The sequence below is a fragment of the Halodesulfovibrio marinisediminis DSM 17456 genome (assembly GCF_900129975.1).
GTDB classification, from domain to species: domain Bacteria; phylum Desulfobacterota; class Desulfovibrionia; order Desulfovibrionales; family Desulfovibrionaceae; genus Halodesulfovibrio; species Halodesulfovibrio marinisediminis.
Map to the genome: position 1 here is coordinate 516534 of NZ_FSRG01000003.1, position 23226 is coordinate 539759.

At 44.7% G+C, this 23226-nt stretch carries 18 protein-coding genes; 4 read left to right on the forward strand and 14 right to left on the reverse strand.

The window, feature by feature from the left end; genetic code table 11:
- Positions 1 to 22: 22 nt before the first annotated feature.
- The 3 genes from BUR09_RS02560 to BUR09_RS02570 all read right to left on the reverse strand — a co-directional run bounded on the left by BUR09_RS02560 (position 23) and on the right by BUR09_RS02570 (position 3878).
- On the reverse strand, positions 23 to 2041 hold the full coding sequence (locus tag BUR09_RS02560; RefSeq protein ID WP_074215376.1) for a DUF1365 family protein: 2019 nt from the start codon (positions 2039 to 2041) through the stop codon (positions 23 to 25).
- Positions 2038 to 3339 carry an NAD(P)/FAD-dependent oxidoreductase gene (locus BUR09_RS02565; protein WP_074215377.1) on the reverse strand — a complete coding sequence of 434 codons (1302 nt, stop codon included), beginning with the start codon at positions 3337 to 3339 and terminating at the stop codon, positions 2038 to 2040. Before BUR09_RS02565 ends, BUR09_RS02560 begins: the two co-directional genes overlap by 4 nt.
- Positions 3340 to 3428: 89 nt before the next feature.
- Positions 3429 to 3878 carry a DUF2062 domain-containing protein gene (locus BUR09_RS02570; protein ID WP_175565972.1) on the reverse strand — a complete coding sequence of 150 codons (450 nt, stop codon included), beginning with the start codon at positions 3876 to 3878 and terminating at the stop codon, positions 3429 to 3431.
- Positions 3879 to 4019: 141 nt separating this feature from the next.
- Between BUR09_RS02570 and BUR09_RS02575 the strand changes: the two genes are divergently transcribed.
- Together BUR09_RS02575 and BUR09_RS02580 are read left to right on the forward strand one after the other, a co-directional pair.
- Complete coding sequence (locus BUR09_RS02575) at positions 4020 to 4793, forward strand: SDR family NAD(P)-dependent oxidoreductase (protein ID WP_074215379.1); 774 nt, start codon at positions 4020 to 4022, stop codon at positions 4791 to 4793.
- Positions 4793 to 5323, forward strand: a complete 531-nt coding sequence (locus BUR09_RS02580) for a DUF3833 family protein (protein ID WP_074215380.1) — start codon at positions 4793 to 4795, stop codon at positions 5321 to 5323. Before BUR09_RS02575 ends, BUR09_RS02580 begins: the two co-directional genes overlap by 1 nt.
- Positions 5324 to 5548: 225 nt before the next feature.
- On the opposite strand, the gene BUR09_RS02585 is transcribed toward BUR09_RS02580, so the two are convergent.
- On the reverse strand, positions 5549 to 6634 hold the full coding sequence (locus BUR09_RS02585) for a DUF6765 family protein (protein ID WP_074215381.1): 1086 nt from the start codon (positions 6632 to 6634) through the stop codon (positions 5549 to 5551).
- Positions 6635 to 6937: 303 nt separating this feature from the next.
- Here BUR09_RS02585 and BUR09_RS02590 point away from each other — a divergent pair, with 303 nt between their 5' ends.
- Both BUR09_RS02590 and BUR09_RS02595 read left to right on the forward strand, forming a co-directional pair.
- Complete coding sequence (locus BUR09_RS02590) at positions 6938 to 7600, forward strand: HAD family hydrolase (RefSeq protein ID WP_074215382.1); 663 nt, start codon at positions 6938 to 6940, stop codon at positions 7598 to 7600.
- A gap of 326 nt (positions 7601 to 7926) precedes the next feature.
- Positions 7927 to 9231 carry a radical SAM/SPASM family putative metalloenzyme maturase gene (locus BUR09_RS02595; protein WP_175565973.1) on the forward strand — a complete coding sequence of 435 codons (1305 nt, stop codon included), beginning with the start codon at positions 7927 to 7929 and terminating at the stop codon, positions 9229 to 9231.
- 210 nt (positions 9232 to 9441) lie between these two features.
- Here BUR09_RS02595 and BUR09_RS02600 read toward each other — a convergent pair whose 3' ends face one another.
- The 10 genes from BUR09_RS02600 to BUR09_RS02645 all read right to left on the reverse strand — a co-directional run bounded on the left by BUR09_RS02600 (position 9442) and on the right by BUR09_RS02645 (position 23145).
- Complete coding sequence (locus BUR09_RS02600; RefSeq protein WP_217694162.1) at positions 9442 to 10611, reverse strand: UxaA family hydrolase; 1170 nt, start codon at positions 10609 to 10611, stop codon at positions 9442 to 9444.
- A 2-nt stretch (positions 10612 to 10613) separates the two neighbouring features.
- Complete coding sequence (locus BUR09_RS02605) at positions 10614 to 10952, reverse strand: UxaA family hydrolase (RefSeq protein WP_074215385.1); 339 nt, start codon at positions 10950 to 10952, stop codon at positions 10614 to 10616.
- Positions 10953 to 11024: 72 nt separating this feature from the next.
- A complete protein-coding gene (locus BUR09_RS02610) occupies positions 11025 to 12578 on the reverse strand; it encodes a BCCT family transporter (protein WP_074215386.1) in 1554 nt (517 codons plus the stop codon).
- A 20-nt stretch (positions 12579 to 12598) separates the two neighbouring features.
- Positions 12599 to 13720: a mandelate racemase/muconate lactonizing enzyme family protein gene (locus BUR09_RS02615; protein ID WP_074215387.1), complete on the reverse strand. Its 1122-nt coding sequence runs from the start codon at positions 13718 to 13720 to the stop codon at positions 12599 to 12601.
- A 286-nt stretch (positions 13721 to 14006) separates the two neighbouring features.
- Positions 14007 to 15368 carry a sigma-54 interaction domain-containing protein gene (locus tag BUR09_RS02620; protein ID WP_074215388.1) on the reverse strand — a complete coding sequence of 454 codons (1362 nt, stop codon included), beginning with the start codon at positions 15366 to 15368 and terminating at the stop codon, positions 14007 to 14009.
- Between the two features lie 212 nt (positions 15369 to 15580).
- Positions 15581 to 16633 carry an ABC transporter ATP-binding protein gene (locus BUR09_RS02625; RefSeq protein WP_074215389.1) on the reverse strand — a complete coding sequence of 351 codons (1053 nt, stop codon included), beginning with the start codon at positions 16631 to 16633 and terminating at the stop codon, positions 15581 to 15583.
- A 10-nt stretch (positions 16634 to 16643) separates the two neighbouring features.
- A complete protein-coding gene (locus tag BUR09_RS02630) occupies positions 16644 to 18236 on the reverse strand; it encodes an ABC transporter permease (RefSeq protein WP_074215390.1) in 1593 nt (530 codons plus the stop codon).
- Positions 18237 to 18293: 57 nt separating this feature from the next.
- Positions 18294 to 19310, reverse strand: coding sequence for an extracellular solute-binding protein (locus BUR09_RS02635; RefSeq protein ID WP_074215391.1), 1017 nt, complete (start codon positions 19308 to 19310; stop codon positions 18294 to 18296).
- Between the two features lie 355 nt (positions 19311 to 19665).
- Positions 19666 to 22089, reverse strand: a complete 2424-nt coding sequence (locus BUR09_RS02640) for an HD domain-containing phosphohydrolase (protein ID WP_084539297.1) — start codon at positions 22087 to 22089, stop codon at positions 19666 to 19668.
- Between the two features lie 504 nt (positions 22090 to 22593).
- Positions 22594 to 23145, reverse strand: coding sequence for a hypothetical protein (locus BUR09_RS02645; protein ID WP_074215392.1), 552 nt, complete (start codon positions 23143 to 23145; stop codon positions 22594 to 22596).
- Between the last annotated feature and the right edge of the window lie 81 nt (positions 23146 to 23226).

Here is a 23226-nt window from a genome sequence, read left to right on the forward strand (position 1 = left end):
GTCTGGAATCGATAACGTTTTTTTACGTGGGAGGACGAGACAGCAGGATATGTAGATCATTAATATAGCCCTGCAAGAAGGCAGCTTCACAACTAGCAAGATAATAGATCCAGGTTCTGCGGAAATAGTCGTCAAAACCCAGTTTGGTTATTTGGGGCCATTGTTGCTCAAAGTTCTTGCGCCATTGATTAAGCGTGTTGGCGTAATGCAGCCCAATAGCTTGTACTTTTTGCACACTGAGTGATGTTGTATCAGATGTGATCTCACAGATTCTGGCTAATGAGAGAAGCTCTCCACCGGGGAAAATGTGTTTGCGTACCCAGTCCACTCCCCATCGGTAATGGTCGTAATGTGCATCTTGAATGGTGATAGTTTGAATGGCTGCAAGACCGGAAGGAGCGAGCAGATCTTCCAGCTTTTGGAAATATTCCGCATGAAATTTGTGACCGACTGCTTCCAGCATTTCGATGGAAACAATTTTATCATATTGGCTGGAAAGTGTTCTGTAGTCCCGAAGTTGTATATCAACAAGATGATCAAGGTCGGCATCTTTAATGCGCTGTGTTGCATAGGTATATTGTTCTTGTGAAAGAGTAACACCTGTTATGCGACATCCGCGTTCCTTAGCGGTTTGCTCTGCAAAACCGCCCCATCCGCAACCGATTTCGAGCACATGATCGTCAGCAGTTATTTGTGCTTTGTCTGCAAGAAGTCGATTTTTACGAAGCTGAGCTTCCTCCAAATCTTCTGTCACATCGGCTGGATTGATAAAAACTCCGCTTGAATAGGTCATGGTAGGATCAAGGAAATGCCTGAACAGTTCATTGGAAAGATCATAATGGGCAGCTATGTTTGCCTTTGAACCAGCCTCATCATTTTGGGGTGCTTTGAGATGCAAGTGCCGTTGTATCGCTCCTGAGAGTATAGCTGCGGTGTTTGTAAGCGCATTATGAGTTCTTGTGTGTATTTTCCTGTTTTCGAGGAAAAAGCGTATGACATCAACAACGTCAGGTGAGTCCCATAGTCCCTCTGAGTAGCCTTCACCTAGTCCTATATCACCTCGGCAAGCTATCTTGCGAAAGAGAGAGGGGGAATTGACCGTAAGTTCGGCTTTGGAGCCTGTATGTTCATCACCATACCGCTTGCTGGAGCCGTCGGGCATGGTAAGAGTCAGTTGTCCGAGCTGCATACGTTGGAGTGCGGTTTGTACCAGCTTTGTTGCAAGTCTATCCGTAATTTTTGGAGTATCTTTATGGCGTATGGTCATATCACTAACTGGTTCAGGTTTTGAGTAAAAGTGGATGCCTTTGCCGTAATGTAGCTTTCCTGCTTCCCACAATATCCTCGGCATAGTCAGATGCGCGGTTAGCGGTTTTGTGAAAGCCGTTTTGAGCAGTGCCATGTCTGTTAGCGGGACGCGTGTTTCTTCTAAAAGGTTTGCTTTAAATGTCCTGTCGGTTCCGTGAAATAGCTCTACAGTGACATCGAGATGCTCTCGAACATCTTCGAATGTGAAATGATATTCACCAGTAAGGTCCATGAACGGAGAAACATGAAACTGCTTAGGATGCTGGTAGCGTGCAGGGAACGTGTTTTCTGTTGAAGAATCTGATGCGGGTATTCCTGAGCCGGGCAGTGGGTAGACGTGTTTTTCCCCGAACGTGTTGTTTACTTCAGCTACACACCCTTGCAGACAGTTATCACGGAATATCCAGTAAAATGAGACAGGGTTGAATGAGTAGTTTACAAAGCGGGCTGAAGTAACCAGATATATTATATCGCTTTCTGCTAATTCAATGTCTTGTTTATTAAGCAATTCAGTGAGCTTTTGACGAACTGAAGCTGGATTGTCTTGAAGGTAGTCCTTGTCATGGAATGATGCGAGGCGCAGCTTGTTGTACCCAAAGAGTATTCGTTTTTGATTCAGCTCTTGCAGTTCATCAATATCCAGTAGGTACGTATAAAGTGGGTATGAGAATGCATGTTTTTTTGGGGCGAATCGTTCGTGTTGAACCCTGCATGTGATTAGGGAGCTGTTCACATCGATACTCCAAATTGGCTGGCTACGCGGGTACCTGATTTAGCTCCGTCTTCATGGAATCCATAGCCCTGATAGGCTCCGCAGAAAAATGTACGGTTCACTCCGTCAAGTTCCGGAAGTTTTGCTTGTGTCTTAATCGCCTGCAAAGAGTATTGTGGATGGGCGAATTGCTTATCTTCTATAAGAGATCCAGAGATTGGTTCTCGTATCGGATTTAGTGTCACCGCATATTCTCGTTGCGCGCTGATATCTTGCAGGCGGTTCATGTAGTAGGTCACCCCCACCGTTCCGCCTTTGTTTTGTTTTGGGTCGCGAATGAAATTCCAAGATGCCCGTCCAGAGACTTTTGGGGGGAGAAAGTTTGTATCAGTGTGGAGTACGACACGGTTGTCGGTGTAGTGCCAAGGGGTCAGTAGATCTTTCTCGTGTTCACTGGGGTCAGAAAGAAGACGCAGGCTAATGTCCGCGTGAGTAGCCAGCACCACAGCGTCAAATTGCTCTGTTTCCTGATTTATAATTACCTGCACGCCCTTTGAGTGACGGGTTACCGAAGATACTGGTGAGTCTGTACGAATTTTTCCTGTGAATTGTTTTTTGAATGCTTCTACGTATGAGTAGCTTCCTCCGCGGACATAGTACCATTGTGGAAGTCTAGTGTGGGTTAGCAGCATATGGTTGTCAAAAAAACGCACAAGTGCTTCAGCGGGAAATTGGTGTGTGTTTTCGTCTGGAGCTGACCATATAGCTCCAGCCATGGGAAGCAGGTAGTTGTTTTCGAAGTCTTTGTTATATTTTTTTTCTGTCAAATATTCTTCAATGGTTTTTCCTGTAAGAGCTCCTGACAGTAAGTCTTGTTTAGCTTCACTGTTAAATCTTCTGATTCCGTTAAGCATTCGCCAGAAGATAGGGGAGATGAGGTTGCGTTTACGCGCAAGCATGCCTCGTATTCCTGTTCCGGCATACATAAATCCGGTTTCAGGGTCATGGAAGGCAAATGACATGTCAGAGTTGGCGTGTGAGACATTCAGTTGCTTGAGGAAAGTATTGAACGTTGGATAGTTGGCTTCATTGAAAACAATAAAACCCATATCTACAGGAATATATTGGGTGGGAGCATTACCTCGTGAAAGAGGGACCCTGGCGGTATAGGTGTGACCGCCTAACTGTGGCTCTTTTTCAATCAACGTAACATTGTGTTTACGCGAAATAAGATGAGCAGCCACGATGCCGGAAATGCCTCCGCCAATAACTGCCACACGTAAGGGCGTAGATTTGTAGTCTATGGATTGCTGATACATAGAACCATTTGTACTACAACCCGTTTGTTATAGGAAGGATGAGATAGCTATTGTTATGAAGTTGGTTCTTAGATTTCACACAGCCAATTTTAGGTGGTTGGCTCTTTTGCTTTAACCTGACGCGTAAGAAGGTACCTTATAGGTAGATAAAAGACTGGTGCCGCAACTGACCAAGTGGCAATCCACCCGAGAATTGCGTGGAGAAGAGGGATACCAAGAACCGCAAAAGATCCAATGGGGTCAGTGACGACAATGGTGATTATTTCCGGAACAGTAGTTGTGAAATGGGGGATGCCGAGAAGTGTTTCACCAAAACGCAAAAATGGAATCATCAGCACGTACTGAAATGGAGTGAATACTAGGCTGATTCCACTGGTAATGGCTTTATTACAACGAAAAATCCAAGAGAGAATTAATGCCATAATTGGGTTAGTGCCGATTTGAGGCCACGTAGCGGATACTAACCCTAAGATACAGGCAAGAGTCACCTTGGGAACAGACGTTCCCCTCGTCAGCTCTTGGATAACGGGTTTACGCACTTTTCGGTGCCAGAAGCGGACGGGCCAGCTCGCCCTTTGAGAAGTAGAGGTCGGCATCAAATTAGTATGCACTTTTTCCAACCAAAAAAACATGCTAGTGTTGTGATTGTCTCTTTACTATTTTGAAATGAGGGCAAGACTATGCAGCATGTACAAACTATTTGGCTTACAGGCGCTACAAGCGGTATCGGCGAAGCATTGGTGACTAAATTTATCGCCGAAGGAAAGCGTGTAGCGCTTACTGCTCGTAACGCACAGAAACTTTCTGAGATGATTAGCCAGTTCAATGCAGAAGGAAAATTAATGTATGTTGCAGCAGACGTCCGGAATGAGGATGCACTGCGGGGTGCTTACGAGCTGGTCCGCGAAAAGTGGGGCGTTCCTGATTTGGTAATGGCAAATGCTGGTACGCATATAAATATGCCAGCCAGCCAGATATCTATAGAGGCCTGCCGTCAGTTGTTTGAGATAAATTTGTATGGAGCTGTTAACACCTTGCTGGTGGCGTTACCGGATATGCTTGAACGTGGTAGCGGGCACCTTGTTGGAGTCGGGTCTTTGTCGTCTTATCGTGGATTGCCTTGGGCTGCTGCCTACGGTGCCACCAAAGCAGGATTGAATAATTTCCTTCAAAGTCTTCGGTTTGATGTTGAACCTTATGGGCTTACTGTAACAGCCGTTAATCCGGGGTTTGTAAAAACCCAACTCACGGATCTGAATCCATTCCCAATGCCACTGATCATCAGTTCGGAACGTGCAGCAGAATATATTTGGGATGGGCTTTCACGTAAGAAAATGGAAATACATTTTCCTCCATTGTTTTCATGGGCATGCAAGGCCATGCGAGTGTTGCCTTATCCGCTCTATCACATGTTGATTCGTCGTATAACTGGAAGTGGTAACAGGAGAGGGTAATGAACAAAATTATCTGGCCGTTGTGTGCAATGATGCTGGTAGGATGTTCGAATATTACACCAAGTGAGAATGCCGCAGGTGGACATCCTATAGTCTTAGAAAAATTTTTTACCGGTGAATTGAAGGCACATGGTGTGATTTTGGGGTTTGGTGGTAAGGTTAAGCGTTCTTTTAATGCTGTTATGCACGGCGAGTGGCGTGAAGAAGAGGGCGTTTTGAAAGGCGTGCTCACAGAAAAATTTATTTTTGATGACGGTGAGAAACTTGAACGTCGTTGGGATTTCACCAGTGTTGGAGATGGTCGCTTTGAAGGAACTGCTTCTGATGTGGAAGGCACCGCAAAGCTTGAGACTTCTGGAAATGCGTTACGTATGGACTATGCTTTGTTGGTTCCAGTTAGCGGCAGGACAATTTCTGTGCAGGTTGAAGATTGGCTGTGGCTTATGACGCCGGATATTCTTGTAAATAAGAGCACTATGCGCAAATGGGGATTTAAGGTTGGTGAGATTATTACGACTATTGTGCGGTAACAAGGCATCCCCTATAGAATTTGAGTGCGTAGTATTAGTAGACGTAGGAACTGTCAGGATAGTTTGGGCATAGAATGCCCTTGAACATAAATAAGGATCATAGATTTTCACCTATGATCCTTTTCTTTTTTGTTAGGTAGTAGAAGCGACAACGTAAGCACTAATGATATGATTTATCCGTGATCAATCACTGAGTTATCACGGTATCAAGTAGCAATAGGTAGATTAGGCTACTATCAGACCACGTTTTGGTAATAGATCTCTTAAGATGAAAGTACGCAGTGCTGCCGATGCTTGGTAGAAACGATATGGACTCTGCTCAAGAGCTTCATGGGAATGGGCTGTGTGGTTTAGGTCGTTTCTTTCATCATTCCAGCCTGACTCACTGTAAGTGGGAATACTTTCTTTTTTTCCTGTAATTTTTCCCTCTTCGCATGTTGATGTCCAGAGGGTTATTCGTTTTTCCATTTCAGCAGGTGTAGATATAATTGTTTTCACATGAGACCTGATTTCTTCAAAAGAAATAGGTTCATGAGTGCATAGATCTTTTCTTTCTGTTCCAAATCTAACAAAAAATTTGTGGAGTTCCTCGCAAGCCTCTAAGAAGTCTTCTTGGTTGTTATGTTCAATGGTCTCATCAGTCTCTTCTCTTACAAAACTCCATTTCAGATAAGGTCTGTCTGGGTAAGTGCATGCTGCCCCATGACCAAGTCCGCCTGAGAGAGTTTCGGCACTAAAACTTGTTAGGCTGTCCAAGCTGCAGGTAAAACCAAATTTTTTAAAAAAACTTTCTTTTCGTTTCGCAATATGTCCTTTTATTCCTTCTGAAAATTCGTTTTCATTGAGTATTGTTAAGGAACTATTATCAATATAGTTCATGCGACAACTTACGCCTGAAAAATCGTAATGAGCAAAAGTATCTGCAAAAATGTGAGCGGTTGCACCAATGAGTTCTGGAGCATAAGGGCGGTCACTTAAAGTTATTGCAAACGTTAAAAGTTCTTGTGCATTGCTGCTATTTTTTTTGCAAAGGAGTTTTTCTCTGTAGTGTTCACCATCACAACCAGGCAAAAAATGAAAAGGAACCCATACACTGCGCTGGTCATCTTTTATTAAGTTTTCTGCAGAAGTTACATGATGAGCAGTTGCTTCAGTTAAAAATTTTCCGCCATCTTTAAATTCAACAGCACTATCTGCTGAATTGTCGTCAACAAATTGTGCGGCTGTTGCAATAGTAGTTGCGGTGTCAGGCGCAATTCCTGCAGCACGAGCTAGCGCATAAGTACCATAGTAGTGCATATCTAGTTGCATAAACTTTCTCCTTTACTGGCTTGTGGTTACTCCTCATAGATATCCGTGTGAATTAGAATATAATGATGATTACAGTGGAGTAGGGAGGCTTGATCAAGCCGCTTCAGTTGAATCGGCAAAAAGAGAATAGCTCTATGTTTGGACAGTAGAATAATGTAGTTTGGAAAGTTCAAACGAGTTGGGTGTTGCAATTCTCCACAGTGGTTTTTACAGTGCGCCCTCACTGCGTTAATCAATGGGATTGGCAGTATGTTGAAGTAAATACGCCACAGCTAAGGCTGTGATCCAATAAAGGCAATATTCATGAGTAAATCTTTGGAGTTTTCTGCTGTTATTTTCGATCTTGACGGAACTCTTCTGTATACATTGGAAGAAATTGCAGTGGCAACTAACTCGGCCCTTGCTCGTCTAGGGTATCCCGAGCATCCTGTAAGTGCATATAGCCATTTTGTAGGTAATGGAGCGAAAACACTTGCATTGAGAGTGTTGCCTGAAGATAAACAGTGTGAGGAAGAGCACGAGGCTTTGTATTCTGTACTCATTGAAGAGTACGGGCGCTTGTTGAATACGATTGCTCGCCCTTATGAGGGAGTGATGGAGATGCTTGCGGCGTTTGTCGCAGCAGATAAGCTGCTTGCTGTGCTGTCCAATAAACCGGATGAGCTTACAAAAGTTGCCGTTAAAAAATTTCTTCCAGGCGTTGATTTTGCTGTCGTGCAGGGCGGACTTTCGGATGTTCCGCTTAAACCGGCTCCAGATAGTGCGATAGGAATTGCTGCTACGATGAAGCTTGAGCCTGAACAGATTATTTTCGTTGGTGATTCTGATGTGGACATGCAGACGGCTCATAACGCCGGTATGATTCCAGTAGGTGCGGCATGGGGGTTTAGAGGTGCTGAAGAACTAACAGCTGCTGGAGCTAAAGTTGTTCTAGATGCTCCGGCTGATTTGCAGTCGTTGCTTTAGTTATTAAAAACCGGACAGCCATGTTAATAGTTGTCCGGTTTTTCTTTGCCCGAATACATGTCGTGAATACAAGAGCTATTGATTTTGTATTGATCACATTCAAAACAGGAAGGACCGTGAATACAAAGTCTTTCTTTTCGTTTCTTCTCGTGAGCTACATCACTTGCTGACGTTCACACTTTTTTCCTGTCCACCCCTTAGTCTGGTGGTGGATTAGTTTGCCAAAATTCTTTATTCCTAAGTTATCCAGTTTGTCAGAAAGCCCCAATGGGGGAGCAACAAAAGTCGTTGTCTTCCAGATTGAACATTACAATATGAGTATAGAGATGAAAAATTTACAAAATTCATATCCTTCAAAGTTGTATGTAGAGACAACAACTCGCTGCAATTTGCGCTGCTCTATGTGCGTTAAACAGACGAAAGATGCACGAATTCCAGAAGTGGATATGTCGATGGAGGTCTTTCAAAAGCTGGAACCTGCTTTTCCGCACATCAACACATTACTCCTGAATGGTATCGGTGAACCTTTGCTTGCTCGAAACCTTGTTGCAATGATTGAGCACGCACGAAAATTGATGGCACCGGATGCAATTATCAGTTTCCAAACTAATGGTATGCTGTTGACATTTGAGCTTGCCAAAAAACTTGTGGCTGCAGGGTTGGATCGGATTTGTATCTCTATCGACATGGTTGATGAAAATGAGATCCTTCATGGTGGCGAAGACATCGGACGAATTAAATACGCCTTTGAGTATCTGCGTCGCGCTTCTGAAGTCATAGGGAGAAAGCTGTCAATCGGCGTAGAGTTCGTTTTAATGCGCAACAATGCAGCCTCACTTCCATATTCTCTGCAATGGGCGGCTGAACAAGGGGCAGAATTCGCCTTGGTTACACATATGCTTCCGTATAGCGATGCCATGGCAAATCAGGAACTCTTTAATCCGAATACAGAACGGTCGTTGACAGAGTTTGAGCGTTGGCAAGATGAAGCAAAAGAGCGCGGGTTTAATCTGGAAAAGTACTTTGATGTATTGTGGAAGGTCAAAAAGACAGAAGATGAAATGGAGTTTATTAACTTTGTTAATGAGCGCATGAAGGCTGCCTTATCTGACGGTATTCCAATGCATTTAGCATATCTCATACAATGGACGACGGAAGAAAAGCGCGTTGAACAAACATGGCTCGCAAGTATATTCGAGAAAGCTCAAGAGATTGCAGGAAAATATCAGCTGGATCTTACATTACCACCAATTACAGCTTCCTATGAAAGAAAGTGCGATTTTGTTGAGCAGGGCGTTGCTCACATAACTCCGACTGGTGATGTTCATCCTTGCTATTTCTTATGGCACGAATACTCGTGTTTTATGGATGGGGACAGCAAAAAGGTTACCCCTCAATCGTTTGGCAATATTAATGATTCTTCCATCATCGAAATTTGGAACAGTGAAGAGTATCAGAACTTTCGCACTCAAGTTTTGAAATATGAGTACCCATATTGCACGAATTGTTCTGTAGTGCCTTGTGTGGACGTAACGGGGCATAATGATCCCTTTGAAATGGATTGTTACGGCACAACTGTTCCATGCGGGCATTGTTTATGGGGCATGGGGGGAGTGCGGTGCCTCTTGTAACCTGCCGTGATATAATGACGTCATTCTTGACTGTGCACTACTGATTAATTGCAACTTCCTGTCGCTATAGAAAAAATATGGAGCGGAGACCGGTTAAGGTGTCCAGTAACGTATCTCAAAATAAATTAAAAAACGGCAAGTTGGCGTTAGGCCGACTTGCCGTTTTTGTCTTATTCAGAGGCAGAGCTTCTGCTGAATAGCTCTGTGTATTTACTTAAGCAAACCTAAGCACCCTTCAAGACGCTGATCTTTTTGGTAGATGCTGCAGTATGCATACCCGAGACCTTCAACAGCTGTTTCAGCACCGTTTGCTACTTCAATTACTTTAGCAAAAAGTTGTTCACCAACCTCATCGCTTGTTGCTTCACCACGCATAATTGCTCGTGCATCTATGTCCTGATCTTCAGTAAAAAGTTCTGCATTACCGCTGATGCGGATTACAGGAACAATTGCGTTGTTAAATCCGGAACCACCGCTTGTCCAAAGAATACACTGGGCGCCCATTGCTGCGAAATTAATAGCAGAAGCACCGCAAAGATGTGTTACTTCGCCCAAGTATAAACCTGGCTTGTCAGGTGTTTCAATGCCGTTTCTGTCGGCTTCAAGTACACCCTCTACCGGATGGGTGCCGAATTTATGCAATGCACCGAGAGTTTTTTCTTCGATAGTGGTAAGACCGCCCACGCTGTTACCGATAGACATGATTTCCACATCTGCCCCCGGAATAGACCAGCGTTTTTCTTCCGCCTTCATAATGCGGTCAAGTTTTGTGCGGACTTCATCATTACGGCAGCGTTCAAGCAGGTATTTCTCGCCGCCGATAAATTCAATAACTTCACCACCAATAACGGTGCCGCCGTTATCAATAATTTTATCGGCTGCAAAACCTACAACCGGATTGGATGCAAGGCCGGAAGATGCATCGGAACCGCCACACTTTACACCAACGGTAAGCTTTGAAAGAGGTACAGTTGTACGTTCACATTTGGCTGCTTCTTCAGAAAGTTGTTGGGCAAGGCTACGGCCATGCTCAATTGCCTTACGTGTTCCGCCTAAGTCCATAACACGCATGGAAAGACTTGCTTTGCCTGTTTCACGTATTGGCTTTGCAACAATTTCAGGATTAATGCTGCCACATCCCATTGCAACAACCAGTACGCCTGCAATATTCGGGTTTTTTCCGACCCCGATGATGTTATGTAGCAACTCTTCGTTGCCAGCCTGCATGCAAGTCACAAAGTTTGTAATGACTATTGCGTTATCATGGTCTTTAGCAATGGCGCGGCAAATTCCGTCACAGCATTCATCCACACCGACAATGAGAAGGGAATTTCGAATGCCTACAGAGCCATCAGGACGAATGTATCCGTTGAATTTCATGGTTATTCGCCCTCTCTGTAGTGCATTTGGTCTAAAATCTCTGTGATGATTGGGGCAGGGATGTCGATGCGATCACTTTTAACGTTATGCACATGGACAAAGTGTCCCTGCAGAATATTGGTTGTGATGGTGCCACATTCTACGCCGTATTTAACCAGCGGTTCACCTTCTTTTAAGTCATGCAGCGCGAATTTATTACCTGCCGGAATGGATTCGCATACACTTATTGATGGTAGCGTGTTGCCTTTTTTGTCGATGAGTTCAACGTCGATGCCTTTGTTGATGTTTTCAAGAGCTGTGGCGACGTTGTCTTTGGATGTCATTACGATAGCTTTTGCCATGGGAAATTCCTAATAAATACAGGCTGTGCTGTACATTTCAGCACAGCCTGTTTTTTGTCGTACTAAGAGAAACTACTTGCGACCTTCAGCAATAATTGTTTCCGCACTTTTTTCTGCGTAATCCTGTCCCATCCATTTTACGAAACCATACACCATGTAACCGATGATGAAGGAAAGTGGGATTGAGGTTACAATTGCACAGGTTTTAATGGTGTTCAGCGGAGCGTCGATGAACATCATTGCAAGAGGAACAGCGGCGAGCATGATGCACCAGAAGAGGCGGTGGAATGGTGCTGGGTCTTCACCTGTTTTGAGGCCAGGGGTAACTGTTGCAGCCATTGTATATGCTGCGGAGTCAAGAGTAGTCGCAAGGAAGAGGATAGAAATAATCGCGAATACAACAATAAAGATGGTGCTAAGTGGCAAGGTGTTCAACAGCTGAACAATCGCAAAGTTGCCTTTACCAGTGCTGATCAGTTTAGCTACTTCTACTACACCGTTGATGTTAGCGTGCTGTGAGAAGTTACCGATGATGCCGAAGAAGAAGAAACAACCTGCACTGCCGCTAAGCAACATGTTCATAATAACAGCACGGATGGTACGGCCCTTGGAAATCTTAGTAACAAAGAGACCTACAAACGGTGTATAGGTAATCCAGTAGAGCCAGTAGAAGATAGTCCAGCCTTCAGGGAAACCACTGTTATTTACAGGGTCTGTCCACAGACTCATTTTAACGAAGTTCTGGAACATGGTGCCGAGACCGTTAACAGTGGACTTGGCAATAAACAATGTTGGCCCGATCAGGAACACTGCAAGGCAGAACGCAATCGCAAAGTATGTGTTCATGGAGCTGATTTTTGCCATACCCTTGGCGATTCCGATGTAAGAACTCAAGGAGAATACTGCAGAGATTACGATGATGATGGTGAGGTTTACGCCGAATGTGGCTGGGATGCCGATAACGGAGCAAACGATTTCTGAAACCATTGGAACTGAAACACCAAGGGTGATGGATAAGCCGCCGAAGCAAGTGAAGATAAAGATGATGTCGATAACACGGCAAACGGCCTTCCAAAACGGGGTCATAGGCTTATCATCGCCGCGGATTGCAGTACATACAGCAGAAAGACTGAGGCCTTTGTTTTTACGTACATGGAAGTGATATGCCACTGGTAAAGAAGCGATGCAGTATGTTGCCCATGCACTGATTCCCCAGTGGAACAGGTTGTATGCGGTGCCGATTTCATATGCACCAGTGGTGTTGGTTTGGAAACCGAGTGGTGGTGCGTTGAAGTAGTATGCCCATTCAGTAAATGCCCAGTAGACTGTAGCAGAACCGAGGCCTGCACAAATCATCATAGATACCCAGCTGAATGTGGAATATTCAGGCTTTCCTAATCCAAGGCGAATATTGCCGTATTTACTGAAGCCGAGAATAGTAAGAAATACTACAGCAGCGAATACTGCCAGCAGAACAGGGGTTCCGAAGAGCATGGTAAATGTGCTGAAAAGTGTGTTAGCACCAGCTTTACCAGCTTCAGGGAACATCGTAAGGCCTAATACGATAGCTGTTACAATAGATAAACTTGTAATGAGCAGAAATTTATCAAGTTGTTGTTTTTGCATGTCTCTTCCCTTGTGAAAATTTAATAATCAATTCTGTATTGGTTAATAAGATCCCAGTTTAACTGTGATCCTAGCCCGATAGTGTCCGATACAGGCACATAACCATCTTCAAGCGGCACTAGGTCTCCCACAAGGTCAGTGAACAGCGGACTGTCGCTTTGAGAGTATTCGATAAGGGTGCCGTGCTTGCTTGCAGCCAGGAACTGCACTGTTGCAGCGAGCAGAATGCCTGTGCTGAAGCCATGTGGAACAAGTTGTACGCCATTCAAATCTGCAATGTCGCGAATGCGTGCCATCTCGGATATTCCACCACAACGGGTGATGTCAGGTTGAACGATGTCGGGACGACCCCGTTCGATAAAATCTTTAAACTCATAACGGGTGCTTAAAATTTCACCACCGGCGACCTTTTGTGTGGCTGCAGCTGCGAGGCGGCTGTATCCATCAAGATCGTCGGAAGGAATAGGTTCTTCCACCCATTCAAGGTTGTATTTTTCAAGCTTACGGCAAATAGAAAGAGCATTGCCGAAAGTGCGCCAGCGGGAAACAAGGTCAACCATCAGGGTTACATCATCGCCTACTTCTTCTCGTACGGCCTTAATGACGTTGAGGTCGTGGTCAAAATCGTTTCCGAACAAGCCACCGCCGAATTTCATGCCTGTAAAACCTTTATCCAGAAGTTCACGCGCCAGCGCTTTGTTGTCTTCTGGTTTATCCGCAGGAATAAAGGTTCCGTATGCTTTAATTCGGTCACGGTATTTACCGCCGAGAAGCATGTGGATTGGTTGTTGGTAGTGCTGGGATGCAATATCCCAGAGAGCTATGTCTACTGCACTGATAGCATGGATACCTGCGCCTCTGCGTCCGGCATAACTGGAACTTTCGTACATTTTGTCCCAGAGACGTTGGATTTCCAGCGGGTTTTCGCCGATAAGAAGTTCGCGAAGTCCAAAACAGGCGAGGTTGGAATTAGGGGTTTCGATAAAAGAACGAACCACCATAGGGGAGGTGTCGGCTTCACCAAAGCCAACTATGCCTGTATCGGTAGTAATACGTACCAGAACAGCATCTTCACCCCAGACACATTCCTCTCCGCGTGTTGGGATGCGTAGGCACATTACTTCAACATCAGTAATTTTCATCTATATCCTCCTGTCTGGTTGCGTGAGATGAGCAACCAGCCTTTATAAGGCAAGGGGCATGCCAAAGTTTATATTTTCATATAACGTGTTGAAAATATAAGCTTATAGATACTGTCAGGAGTAGGGAGATGATTTTAGAATAGCTTGGGCGAGTCGCTCTCGACTCGCAATATAAAGAGAAGTACGTAGTTAAAGGGAGGTAAGGTGGGTGAGTCAAAAATGACACGCGAGTCGCTGTCGACTCGCGTGTTGGTTTTCAAAACAGGGTGTTTTCCAGGTTGGAAGGCTATTGGTTAATTTTTTTATATTTTCTAAGTAACCGTGATGCCCGTGACTGGCTGATGTTCAGGGCCGCAGCAACCTTACGGGTGCTCTGTAATTTTTCATATGCCCCGAGGAGCATTTTGCGCTCAACATTCTCAAGTGCTCTGTCCAGACTATTCGAGGTTTGCCCGCGCTCACAAAGGTTAATTTCATATACAGATGACGGCAGGTGACGGGGTTCAATCACTTCACCTTCAGTAATAACCATGAGCCGTTCAATGGTGTGGGAGAGTTCTCGTACGTTTCCCCGCCAGTCATATCGCATCATAATGTCTATCGCGTCCTGCGAAAACCGCTTTGTTCGGCCGTACACTTTTCCAAAATGATTTAGAAAATAGTTCGCCAATGGAAGTAAGTCTTCCATGCGGTTGCGTAAGGACGGAAGCACTAGCTCAAATACATTAAGTCGATAATACAAGTCTTCCCTGAAAGCGCCGCCTTGAACCATACTGAAAAGGTTTCTGTTTGTTGCTGCAAGTAGTTTTACATCTGCTTTAACAGATGTAGTTCCACCGACAGGGCGGTACTCTTTTTCCTGCACAACATGCAGGAGTTTTGCTTGCATGAGAAGTGGTAGCTCTGAAATTTCATCAAGAAACAGCGTTCCACCTTCAGCTTTGGCAAAAAGCCCCATCTTATCTGTCGTTGCACCGGTAAAGGCACCTTTCTTATGCCCGAATAGTTCAGACTCAAACAAGCTTGGTGGTATAGAAGCACAGTTTACGACAACAAACGGTTTGTCTCTACGCGGACTGTTTTCGTGAATGTATTTGGCAAGTAAGCTCTTGCCACAGCCGGATTCGCCAAGAAGCAGGCATGGAGAGACAAGATCGCTAACTTGATCTGCCAGCGCAATAAGGCGCTTCATGGATTCACTGCGGAATACAAGGTTTTCCCTCAGTTTTTCACGCGGGGATTCATAGGTGTTTTTTATGTCAGAAAGGCGTTGAATGTGGGCTTCATGGAAATCATCTCGTACACTCATTGGAACAAATTCAACATTACCTTTCTCATCAAAAAGGGGCGTCGCGATGGTAAAAATATCAACGCCAAGATGGGTCACCTGCTGTTCTTTAACAGGTTTCTTTAGTTTATACACCGTAGGCAGAACAGAACAATCCCAACAGCCGTGGTCTCCAACAAAGTGTGAAAAATGCTTCCCGATCATTTCTTGCTGTGTATAGCCGTAGTGCCGTTGACATGCCTTGTTAACGTACACAATCTTATAGTCATTATCGTACACAATAATCTCATCATGGAGTTCATCAATAATACGAGTAAATGTCGCAAAATCTAAACCAAAGTGTGTTTTTTTTTCCGGCATGTTTTTCCTGATCTTTTACAGCAAGGGTGAAACAAAATTTGAATGTAATATTCATACATAAGCTTCAATTATACAAAGATTAGGTTGCTTTAACAAGGCAGTGTTTTTTTGAGTAGGATGAATCGATAACAAGACGTTTAAATTTCGCTAAGGAGATGGAGGTGATTAGCTAATAAATTTAGCTGTCCTTCAATAACAGAGTGCAGTTTTGCTTAATGGTTATGTCGATAGTGAATTGAGACAGCAGCGTTTAGTATTAGTTTTGTATCAGTTGGAGTGTTGACCGTAATAGTCTCATTTGAAGAGAGTCGAATAACACAACTATGATAGCCACCTTTGAACACAATTTGCTCTACAGTTCCTTGAACAGCATTTTTTATATCAGGTAGATCAGGGGAGATGTTCAGCTTTTCAGGACGAACAAGCATCATTCCTTCGTCTGAAGATGTGAAAAAAGTTACTGAATCTTCAGAAAAACTACCCAGTGCGGTATGAATGAAAGCTTCTTTACGTTCTCCTTTGATTAACGTTCCTTCTCCTATGAAGGTCGACACGAAAGGAGTTGCTGGAGAATTATAGATTGTTTCTGGCGTATCCCATTGGTGAAGCTCTCCTTCATTCATAATGCCGATGAGGTCTCCCATCGCAAAGGCTTCGCTCTGGTTGTGGGTTACCATGACAGCAGTGATTCCTTCTTTTTTGATAATAGAACGCATTTCGACAGACAGATGTTCTCTGAGGGTCACGTCCAGATTGGAGAAAGGTTCATCTAGGAGTAGTAATTTAGGCTTTGGTGCAAGTGCACGAGCCAAGGCTACTCGTTGTTGTTGTCCGCCAGAAAGCTGGTGAGGGTACTTGTTGGTTGATTCCGATAACCCGACAAGACAGAGCATTTCATCAACGCGTTTTTTGTCAGCAGATGTGAGAGATGCCGAAAAGAGACTCTTCTTTTTCCTTTGTAACCCAAAGGCAATATTCTCTTTAACTGTCATATGTGGAAACAGCGCGTAGTCCTGAAATACCATTCCTATTTTTCGGTCTTCTGGCGAGAGTATGCTTTTTTTAGAGGACATGACAGTGTCGTTTATTCGTACTTCACCGGAGTCAATGGTCTCAAAACCGGCAATGATGCGGAGAAGTGTGGTTTTACCGCATCCACTAGCGCCAAGCAGGCAGCCGATCTGTCCTTTGGGTAAAGAAAGAGAAACATCTGAAAGGACGCGTTTTTTATCAAAGTGCTTTTGAACAAAAGTAATATTCAGCATAGCTTACTCACTAAACAGAATCTGTTTTTTGGTTGATACAAAGGACAGGAATAAGTCCGACCAGAATAAGGAGAATTGCGGGAATTGCTGCTCGTTCCCATTCTCCTTCGCTTGTCAGTTCATAGATTTTTACTGCAAGCGTATCCCAGCCGAATGGTCTGGTCATAAGAGTGATGGGCATTTCTTTCATCACATCGACCAGAACAAGCAAGGCTGCTGTGAAAATTCCTGTTTTCAGCTGGGGGAGGTGAACTTTGCGGAGCATTTTCCAGCCTGTTACTCCCATTAGGATAGAAGCGTCGTCCATGGAAGGAGTTATGCGCTGCATGTTGCTGTTTATTGAGCCATATGCGGCAGCCATAAAACGAACGGCGTATGCAATTAGCAGAGTAAGAATTGTTCCTTGTAGAAGGGGACGGACAGGCTGTTCCGTTATCCACGAAACAACTTGAATATAGACGTTATCGAAATATGCGACAGGAGCAATAATACCAACGGCAAGCACAGTTCCGGGGAGTGAATATCCAATAGTGGAAAGTGAAATAAGCCATTGGGTATTTTTTGTGTTTTGAAAGCGAGCGGCGTAGGCCAGAGCGAGTGCGCCAAGGCACGTTACGCCTGCTGCAAGGAGCCCGAGCATAAGGGTGTTTGTGCTAAATGTGATGTATCGACTTGATAACTCAATGGAAAGAGTATCAAGAGACCACAATGCAAGTTGAATGACCGGCAGCAAAAATCCAATAAAGAAAATTGTGCAGCAAAAAATACATGCTGCAATTGCTTTTGTTCCGGACAACGGGATGCGGTTAAATTGTGAGTGCTCTTGGGTGAACCGCATTTTTCTTCGCAAGCGTTGCTCACTGCTTAGCAGGACGAGAGCAAGAAGAACTAAAATAGAAGCAAGCTGAGAAGCTGTGGAAAGTGAAAAGAATCCGTACCAAGCTTTATAAACTGCTGTTGTGAATGTGTCGAAATTAAAGACTGAAACGGCACCGAAGTCTGCTAATGTTTCCATTAAGACCAATAAGATGCCTGTTGCAATCCAAGGGCGGCAAAGTGGAAGGGCAACTGAATAAAATACAGTTGTGGTTGAGCAGCCTAATGTACGAGCTGCTTCAAGGCAGCGTTGCCCTTGCGTGGTAAATCCGGATTTGGCCATGACGTACACGTAAGGATATAAAGCTAATGTCATGATGATGCATACAGTCCAGACTGAACGTACATCAAAAGGGACAGTCCCGAACCAGTCACGTAGTAACAGCTGGAGTGGGCTTGAAAAGTCGAAAAGTCCAAGAAAAACGAAGGCAAAAACATAGGTTGGAATTGCCATCGGAAGGAGAAGAGCTGTTGAAAAAAAACGTCTTCCGGGGAATTCACACGCAGCTATGAGCCAGCCAAGAACTACTCCCAGAATTCCTGTACCTATTGCAACCCCAAGACATAACGAGAGCGTATTTAAGGCAAGGGTAGGGAGAGATGTTTGCAGCAGGTGAGCCCAGAGGTCTCCTCTTGGCTGCAGGGCTGAAGAAAAGATGACAATAATTGGAGTCAGTGCCAGGGCTGCAACTGTAAGAGGAATAGCTTTGCTGTAGATTTTTTTCATTACTGTACGTCAATAGAGGATCAAGAGCGGCAGCGTAGTAGCTGCCGCTCTTGCTTTTTATTTGTAACCGGCACGGTCCATAAGTTTGATCGCATCGGCTTGTTTCTCACCATATGCAGTAACGTTCATAGGGTTTCCTTTGAAAGATCCCCATGATGCCACTTCTTCGCTTGGTGCAACCTTGGAATTAACAGGGAATTCCTGATTGAGTGCGCCAAAAGTATGCTGTGCTTCTTCAGATGCAAGCCACTCCAGCAGCTTGATAGCACCGGCTTTGTTTTTAGCGTGCTTGGTTACACCAGCTCCGGAGATGTTCATGTGCACACCAGTAGATTTCTGGTTAGGCCAGAAGAGCTTGAGCGGAAGCTCTGGAGATTCCTTCATGAGACGACCGTAGTAGTAGGTGTTCACGATGGCTACATCACCAATTCCATTTGCAACAGCCTGCATAGCTTTAGTGTCGTTGGAAGTAGGGTCGAGAGCGAGGTTACTTACCCAGCCTTTTACAATTTCTTCAGCTTTTTCGTCCCCGTGCTGCTCAATTAAAGATGCAACAAGAGATTGGTTGTATACTTTTTTTGATGTACGCAGGACAAGGCGACCTTTCCATTTGGAAGTTGCGAGGTCTTCGTAGGTAGAAAGCTCGTCAGCAGAAACTTTGTCTGCATTGTAAACGACAGTACGGGCTCGGATAGAGAGACCAAACCAACGATTCTGCGGGTCACGAAGATTTTCTGGAACAGCGTTTGCGAGTTCCTGAGATTCTACAGGCTGGAGAAGACCGCTCTCAGCAGCATGCCAGAGATTACCTGCGTCTACTGTAATAAACAGGTCGGCAGGAGTATTCTGGCCTTCTGCTTTTAGACGTTCAAGCAGCGGGTTTGCTTTGGCAGTGATGTAGGAAATTTTAACACCGGTTTTCTTGGTGTACGCATCAAAAAGTGGTTTGATGAGATGTTCCTTGCGGGCAGAATAAACTACAATTTCTTCCGGTTCTGATGCCTGCACAGGAGCAGGGCTAAGGAAGGAAATAGAGACAATAGCAGCTAACATGCTATAAAATATTGCTTTCATAATTTTTATCCTTTTTACGGGTGGTTGATAACGACATTGATTTTCGTTATCAACCACATGGTGCGCTGGATGTCAAAATAAAAAAATAAAAGTGAGTATGTGCTTGCCTCGGGTGGTGGAATTGGAGTTGAGCGTTAGATTATAACTGTGGAAGACAACATGTGATGATTCAAAATGATTTTTGTTCTTACATGAAAATGGAAGAGCATTTCAATGGTTTAATTTTGTTCGACATAATGCGTCAAAATTTGCTCAACAAGCCTGAACTGGTGTCTAGCAACTCGGTACAATTTCGTAGAGAAGTTTGGTTAGTTGAATGAGCATGCGGCTTTCTTTTTGTTTATGGAGCATCGCCTCAGTTCATTGTCTTAGTGGCTTCCATCTGTTTCACATAGGCATCCACATCCACTTCGTCGATTTGGGATGGCTCCAAAAACTTTTCGGCGTATTCCAAGTATACCCCCGTTTCCAGAAAGAGCTTGAAAAGGTCTGCATCAAGATGCTGCTTCTCGACCATGATACTCATAATGCGCACGGACTCGTTCAGGGTTTTGGCTTTCTTGTACGGCCTGTCTGAAGCGGTGAGAGCTTCGAATACGTCGGCCAGAGTCATAATTCGAGCCGGAAGGCTGATGTCTTTGGCAGTGAGCTTGCGCGGATAACCTGTTCCAATGAGGGTTTCGTGGTGCGCGCCCGCGTATTCGGGAATTCGTTTCAATCCTTCTGGGTAGGGCAGGGTTTCCAGCATGCGGATGGTGGTGATGATGTGTTCGTTGATCTTATATCTGTCTTCAGTTGTCAGAGTTCCGCGGGAAATACTCAAGTTGTATACTTCGCCGAGATTGTACAGATGTTCGGGGACCTCCATGGCAAACGGAGTTTTGGCGTCGGCAAAAAACTTGTCTGGAGTTCGTTCGATGAGATGCTCAGGTCGGTCGGAAAGGAGCGGTTCTTCGCAAGGTAAGTTAAGTGACGCTTCCGGGTAGCGCAGCCGTTCTATGTGTCCGAGCCCTAAGCAGTTATCCAGATGTCGGATCCACGTGCGTTTGGCGATCTGTTTCAAACGCTCAACTTTATCCTCAGCCATAACTTCTCCGCCCAAATTGCATTCTGCGATGAAGGCGAATTCATCGATGAGCTCTTGTTTTTTGGTGTCTCGTGCTTCGGCTAGCGTTGCAGGATCACCGCCTTCGGCAAGACCTTGCCAGTAGTCGATGTCCGCGTCGCGTAACAGGACCTCAAAGCGCATACGTACTTCGTGGATACGGTTGTAGATGGTTTCCAGTTTGGTTGCCTTGTCCACAATGTATTCAGGAGTGGTTACCTTACCGCAGTCGTGCAACCATGCGGCAATTTGGAATTCTCGCCATTTCTCTTTTGAGGTAAGATCAAAGTCTTTGAAGGGACCGTAATTCGCGATGTTGGCTTTTCTGGCGACCATGGTAGCGATTTCAGGCACACGGGCGCAGTGACCACCGGTGTAGGGTGATTTGTAGTCAATGGTTTTACTGATGAGCTTGATGAAGGAGTCCATCAAGTCACGTTGGGACTGTTCGTAGGTCTTAATAGAGTCGGACATGGCCACCATGGATTTCGATAGATTATTAAGCTCGGTGATTCTTGTGTCTACGCCTTTTACCTTGTCATATTGACGATGACGTACCTTGTCGTTCTCATCGGCGAGTAGCTTGATGGGGGCTACGAGTAGGCTGGTGAAGTAAAGAACCACCGGAGCTAGAAGCAGTACGAGTAGCAATGTCACCATCACGGAAAAGGTGAGCTTTTCCATATAGGGGCGCATGAGTTCTTTTCGCGATATGAGAAAGCCCAGAACTCCATCATCGAGATTGCTTGGATTGAGAGCTTCCACATGGGCTAAAAAAACAATGCCATTAATGGTTAATTCCTCATGGTCGTTTTTACTAGTTTGTTTGGCGACGAGTTCTATGAGTTTTTCAGGAAGAACTTTTATTTCTGAGTTTCTTTCTGATTCAGCAAGCCAGCTTGCCTGAGCTAGAACTTCACCGTCCATTTTGAAGAGAAAGACTTGACTCCCCGGTAGCATAGGCTGCCGGCTTAGATAGCTTTTTAGGCCTTCCAAAGATAGATCTACGGCCGCAACCCTTGTTCCTTGTTCTAGCTTCTTGGCAAAGGTGATGCCTGGCGCTTTAAGGTTGCTGAATAGGTACGGCTCAGTTTTGATAATAGTACTGGAGGATTGAGCCTCAATGTACCAAGGACGAACTCTTGGGTCATAATTTGAAGGTTCCGTGGTAAAGGTGCGGATTACGAAGTGTTGATTAAGAAAAAAGATACGCTTAGTGCGACGTTGCCCTTGTCCGGTGATTTTGATGACGATCCAGCGATCTTCCGCAGTTGCTCCGTAGGTGGCTCTTACCGAATTGCTGCTTTCAACGTTGATGAGTTCATAAAAGTCCCCGTTGTCGTAGGCAAAGTAAAGGGCATAGAGATCATTGTTTTGACTGATCACTTTGGCCAGAGGGGCAAGTGCGGGCATTTCGCCATCCTGAGGTGGAGAACTTAGTTTATCGAAAAAACTTATTGTTTCAACAGTGTTCCGCGCTTGTCGCTTTAGGTTAAGGAGCTGTTGCTCCATGTTGTTTGCTGTGTTGTAGAAGGCTTTCGTTGCAGATTCCATGGCGAGTTCTTTGCCGTAATGAAATTGCATTCCGATGACCAAACCTACCGAAAGAATGGTGAGGATTATCATTACGCCTAGCAGGCTGAAGCGGAAGGAGATCAAGTGCCGGTTGCTCAAAGGAATACTCCTAGGGATGGTCTGGGACACTTTGGGGTGGCGTCTGTGGGCAATGCTATTAACGAAAGCAGATTAGGTGCGATTAAGTTATACAGGCGTGAGGGGGCGCACCTTTACTCCTCTTTCCGTTGCTAATCCTCCATTTACCCTATGGGACTTTTTGCCCGCGTTGCCATGCTTTGTCTCGAAAGGAGAAAGTAAGAAAAATTCTATTATCGTTGTTAGTTATCCTATGACGTAAGATTTGGTCATTTATTTTTGCTTTTTCGAAACTCGAAGTGGGAAGCACAAGTGCCAGTGCTTAGCTGGAAGATCATATTAAGATTTAATATAACGTTAACTCGTGGCAACTCCATTAATGTCGGGGATGAATTCGTAATCACCCTCTATATCCCACTGCTCAGGATTTAGAGGGATAAAAAGCCCCGTCTGCAGTGGACCTGCAAGGCGGGGCTTCTCTTAGAGTTAGTTTTGAGCAAAAACTATGAAGAAAGTTAGCCGATGTTATTTTTTGCTTCTGATATAGTAACGTGCGGTGGACTTCGGTACTGCTGGGTACTTCGTTGCCTCTTTGGAGGTGAAGGCGAGCACACGGGCTACGCTGGTTGGGGTGACAAGAGAATCATACATTTCGACAAGGTAGCTAGAGCTGGTAAGCAAGGCTTTTTCCTTGAGAAAATTGTTATAGTTGTCAAATTCCAGTGTCGTGCTGTCTATATCCATGCTGTAGGTATTTTTATACCAATCTTTACCCCATTTGGTTACTTTTTCTCCATTAAGAGGCTTAAAGCAAGTCTTTGCGGTTGGAGTAGACATGCGCTGCACGAGAAGAATGGTCTCGCCATTAGTATAGGCTGTTGAATGCATGGAGCCATGCGGAAATCGGCCGCTTACTTCCGTATTCAACTTAATTTTAGCTGAGAACTGACCCACCTTTTGAAAATCTGATGGAATAGAAAGCGCATATGCGTCATAGCCAACAGTCTTGGCTAATACTATTGCAAAAACGAAGACGCAGATGAGAGCGAGGAGTCGTCGCTTCTTTTTAGTATTCATTACAACCTCTTTTTTGGTGTCTTGTGAGGTTATTTAAAGTCGTTGTCAAATTAGGTCTACAAGAGATTCATGCCACGTGAA

Coding starts and splice junctions, on each gene's coding strand:
- BUR09_RS02600 (WP_217694162.1), bottom strand. CDS start 10,611: ATGAAATTCAACGGATACATTCGTCCTGATGGCTCTGTAGGCATTCGA.
- BUR09_RS02565 (WP_074215377.1), bottom strand. CDS start 3,339: ATGTATCAGCAATCCATAGACTACAAATCTACGCCCTTACGTGTGGCA.
- BUR09_RS02630 (WP_074215390.1), bottom strand. CDS start 18,236: ATGAAAAAAATCTACAGCAAAGCTATTCCTCTTACAGTTGCAGCCCTG.
- BUR09_RS02620 (WP_074215388.1), bottom strand. CDS start 15,368: ATGCCGGAAAAAAAAACACACTTTGGTTTAGATTTTGCGACATTTACT.
- BUR09_RS02610 (WP_074215386.1), bottom strand. CDS start 12,578: ATGCAAAAACAACAACTTGATAAATTTCTGCTCATTACAAGTTTATCT.
- BUR09_RS02615 (WP_074215387.1), bottom strand. CDS start 13,720: ATGAAAATTACTGATGTTGAAGTAATGTGCCTACGCATCCCAACACGC.
- BUR09_RS02635 (WP_074215391.1), bottom strand. CDS start 19,310: ATGAAAGCAATATTTTATAGCATGTTAGCTGCTATTGTCTCTATTTCC.
- BUR09_RS02645 (WP_074215392.1), bottom strand. CDS start 23,145: ATGAATACTAAAAAGAAGCGACGACTCCTCGCTCTCATCTGCGTCTTC.
- BUR09_RS02575 (WP_074215379.1), top strand. CDS start 4,020: ATGCAGCATGTACAAACTATTTGGCTTACAGGCGCTACAAGCGGTATC.
- BUR09_RS02595 (WP_175565973.1), top strand. CDS start 7,927: ATGAAAAATTTACAAAATTCATATCCTTCAAAGTTGTATGTAGAGACA.
- BUR09_RS02625 (WP_074215389.1), bottom strand. CDS start 16,633: ATGCTGAATATTACTTTTGTTCAAAAGCACTTTGATAAAAAACGCGTC.
- BUR09_RS02580 (WP_074215380.1), top strand. CDS start 4,793: ATGAACAAAATTATCTGGCCGTTGTGTGCAATGATGCTGGTAGGATGT.
- BUR09_RS02605 (WP_074215385.1), bottom strand. CDS start 10,952: ATGGCAAAAGCTATCGTAATGACATCCAAAGACAACGTCGCCACAGCT.
- BUR09_RS02590 (WP_074215382.1), top strand. CDS start 6,938: ATGAGTAAATCTTTGGAGTTTTCTGCTGTTATTTTCGATCTTGACGGA.
- BUR09_RS02585 (WP_074215381.1), bottom strand. CDS start 6,634: ATGCAACTAGATATGCACTACTATGGTACTTATGCGCTAGCTCGTGCT.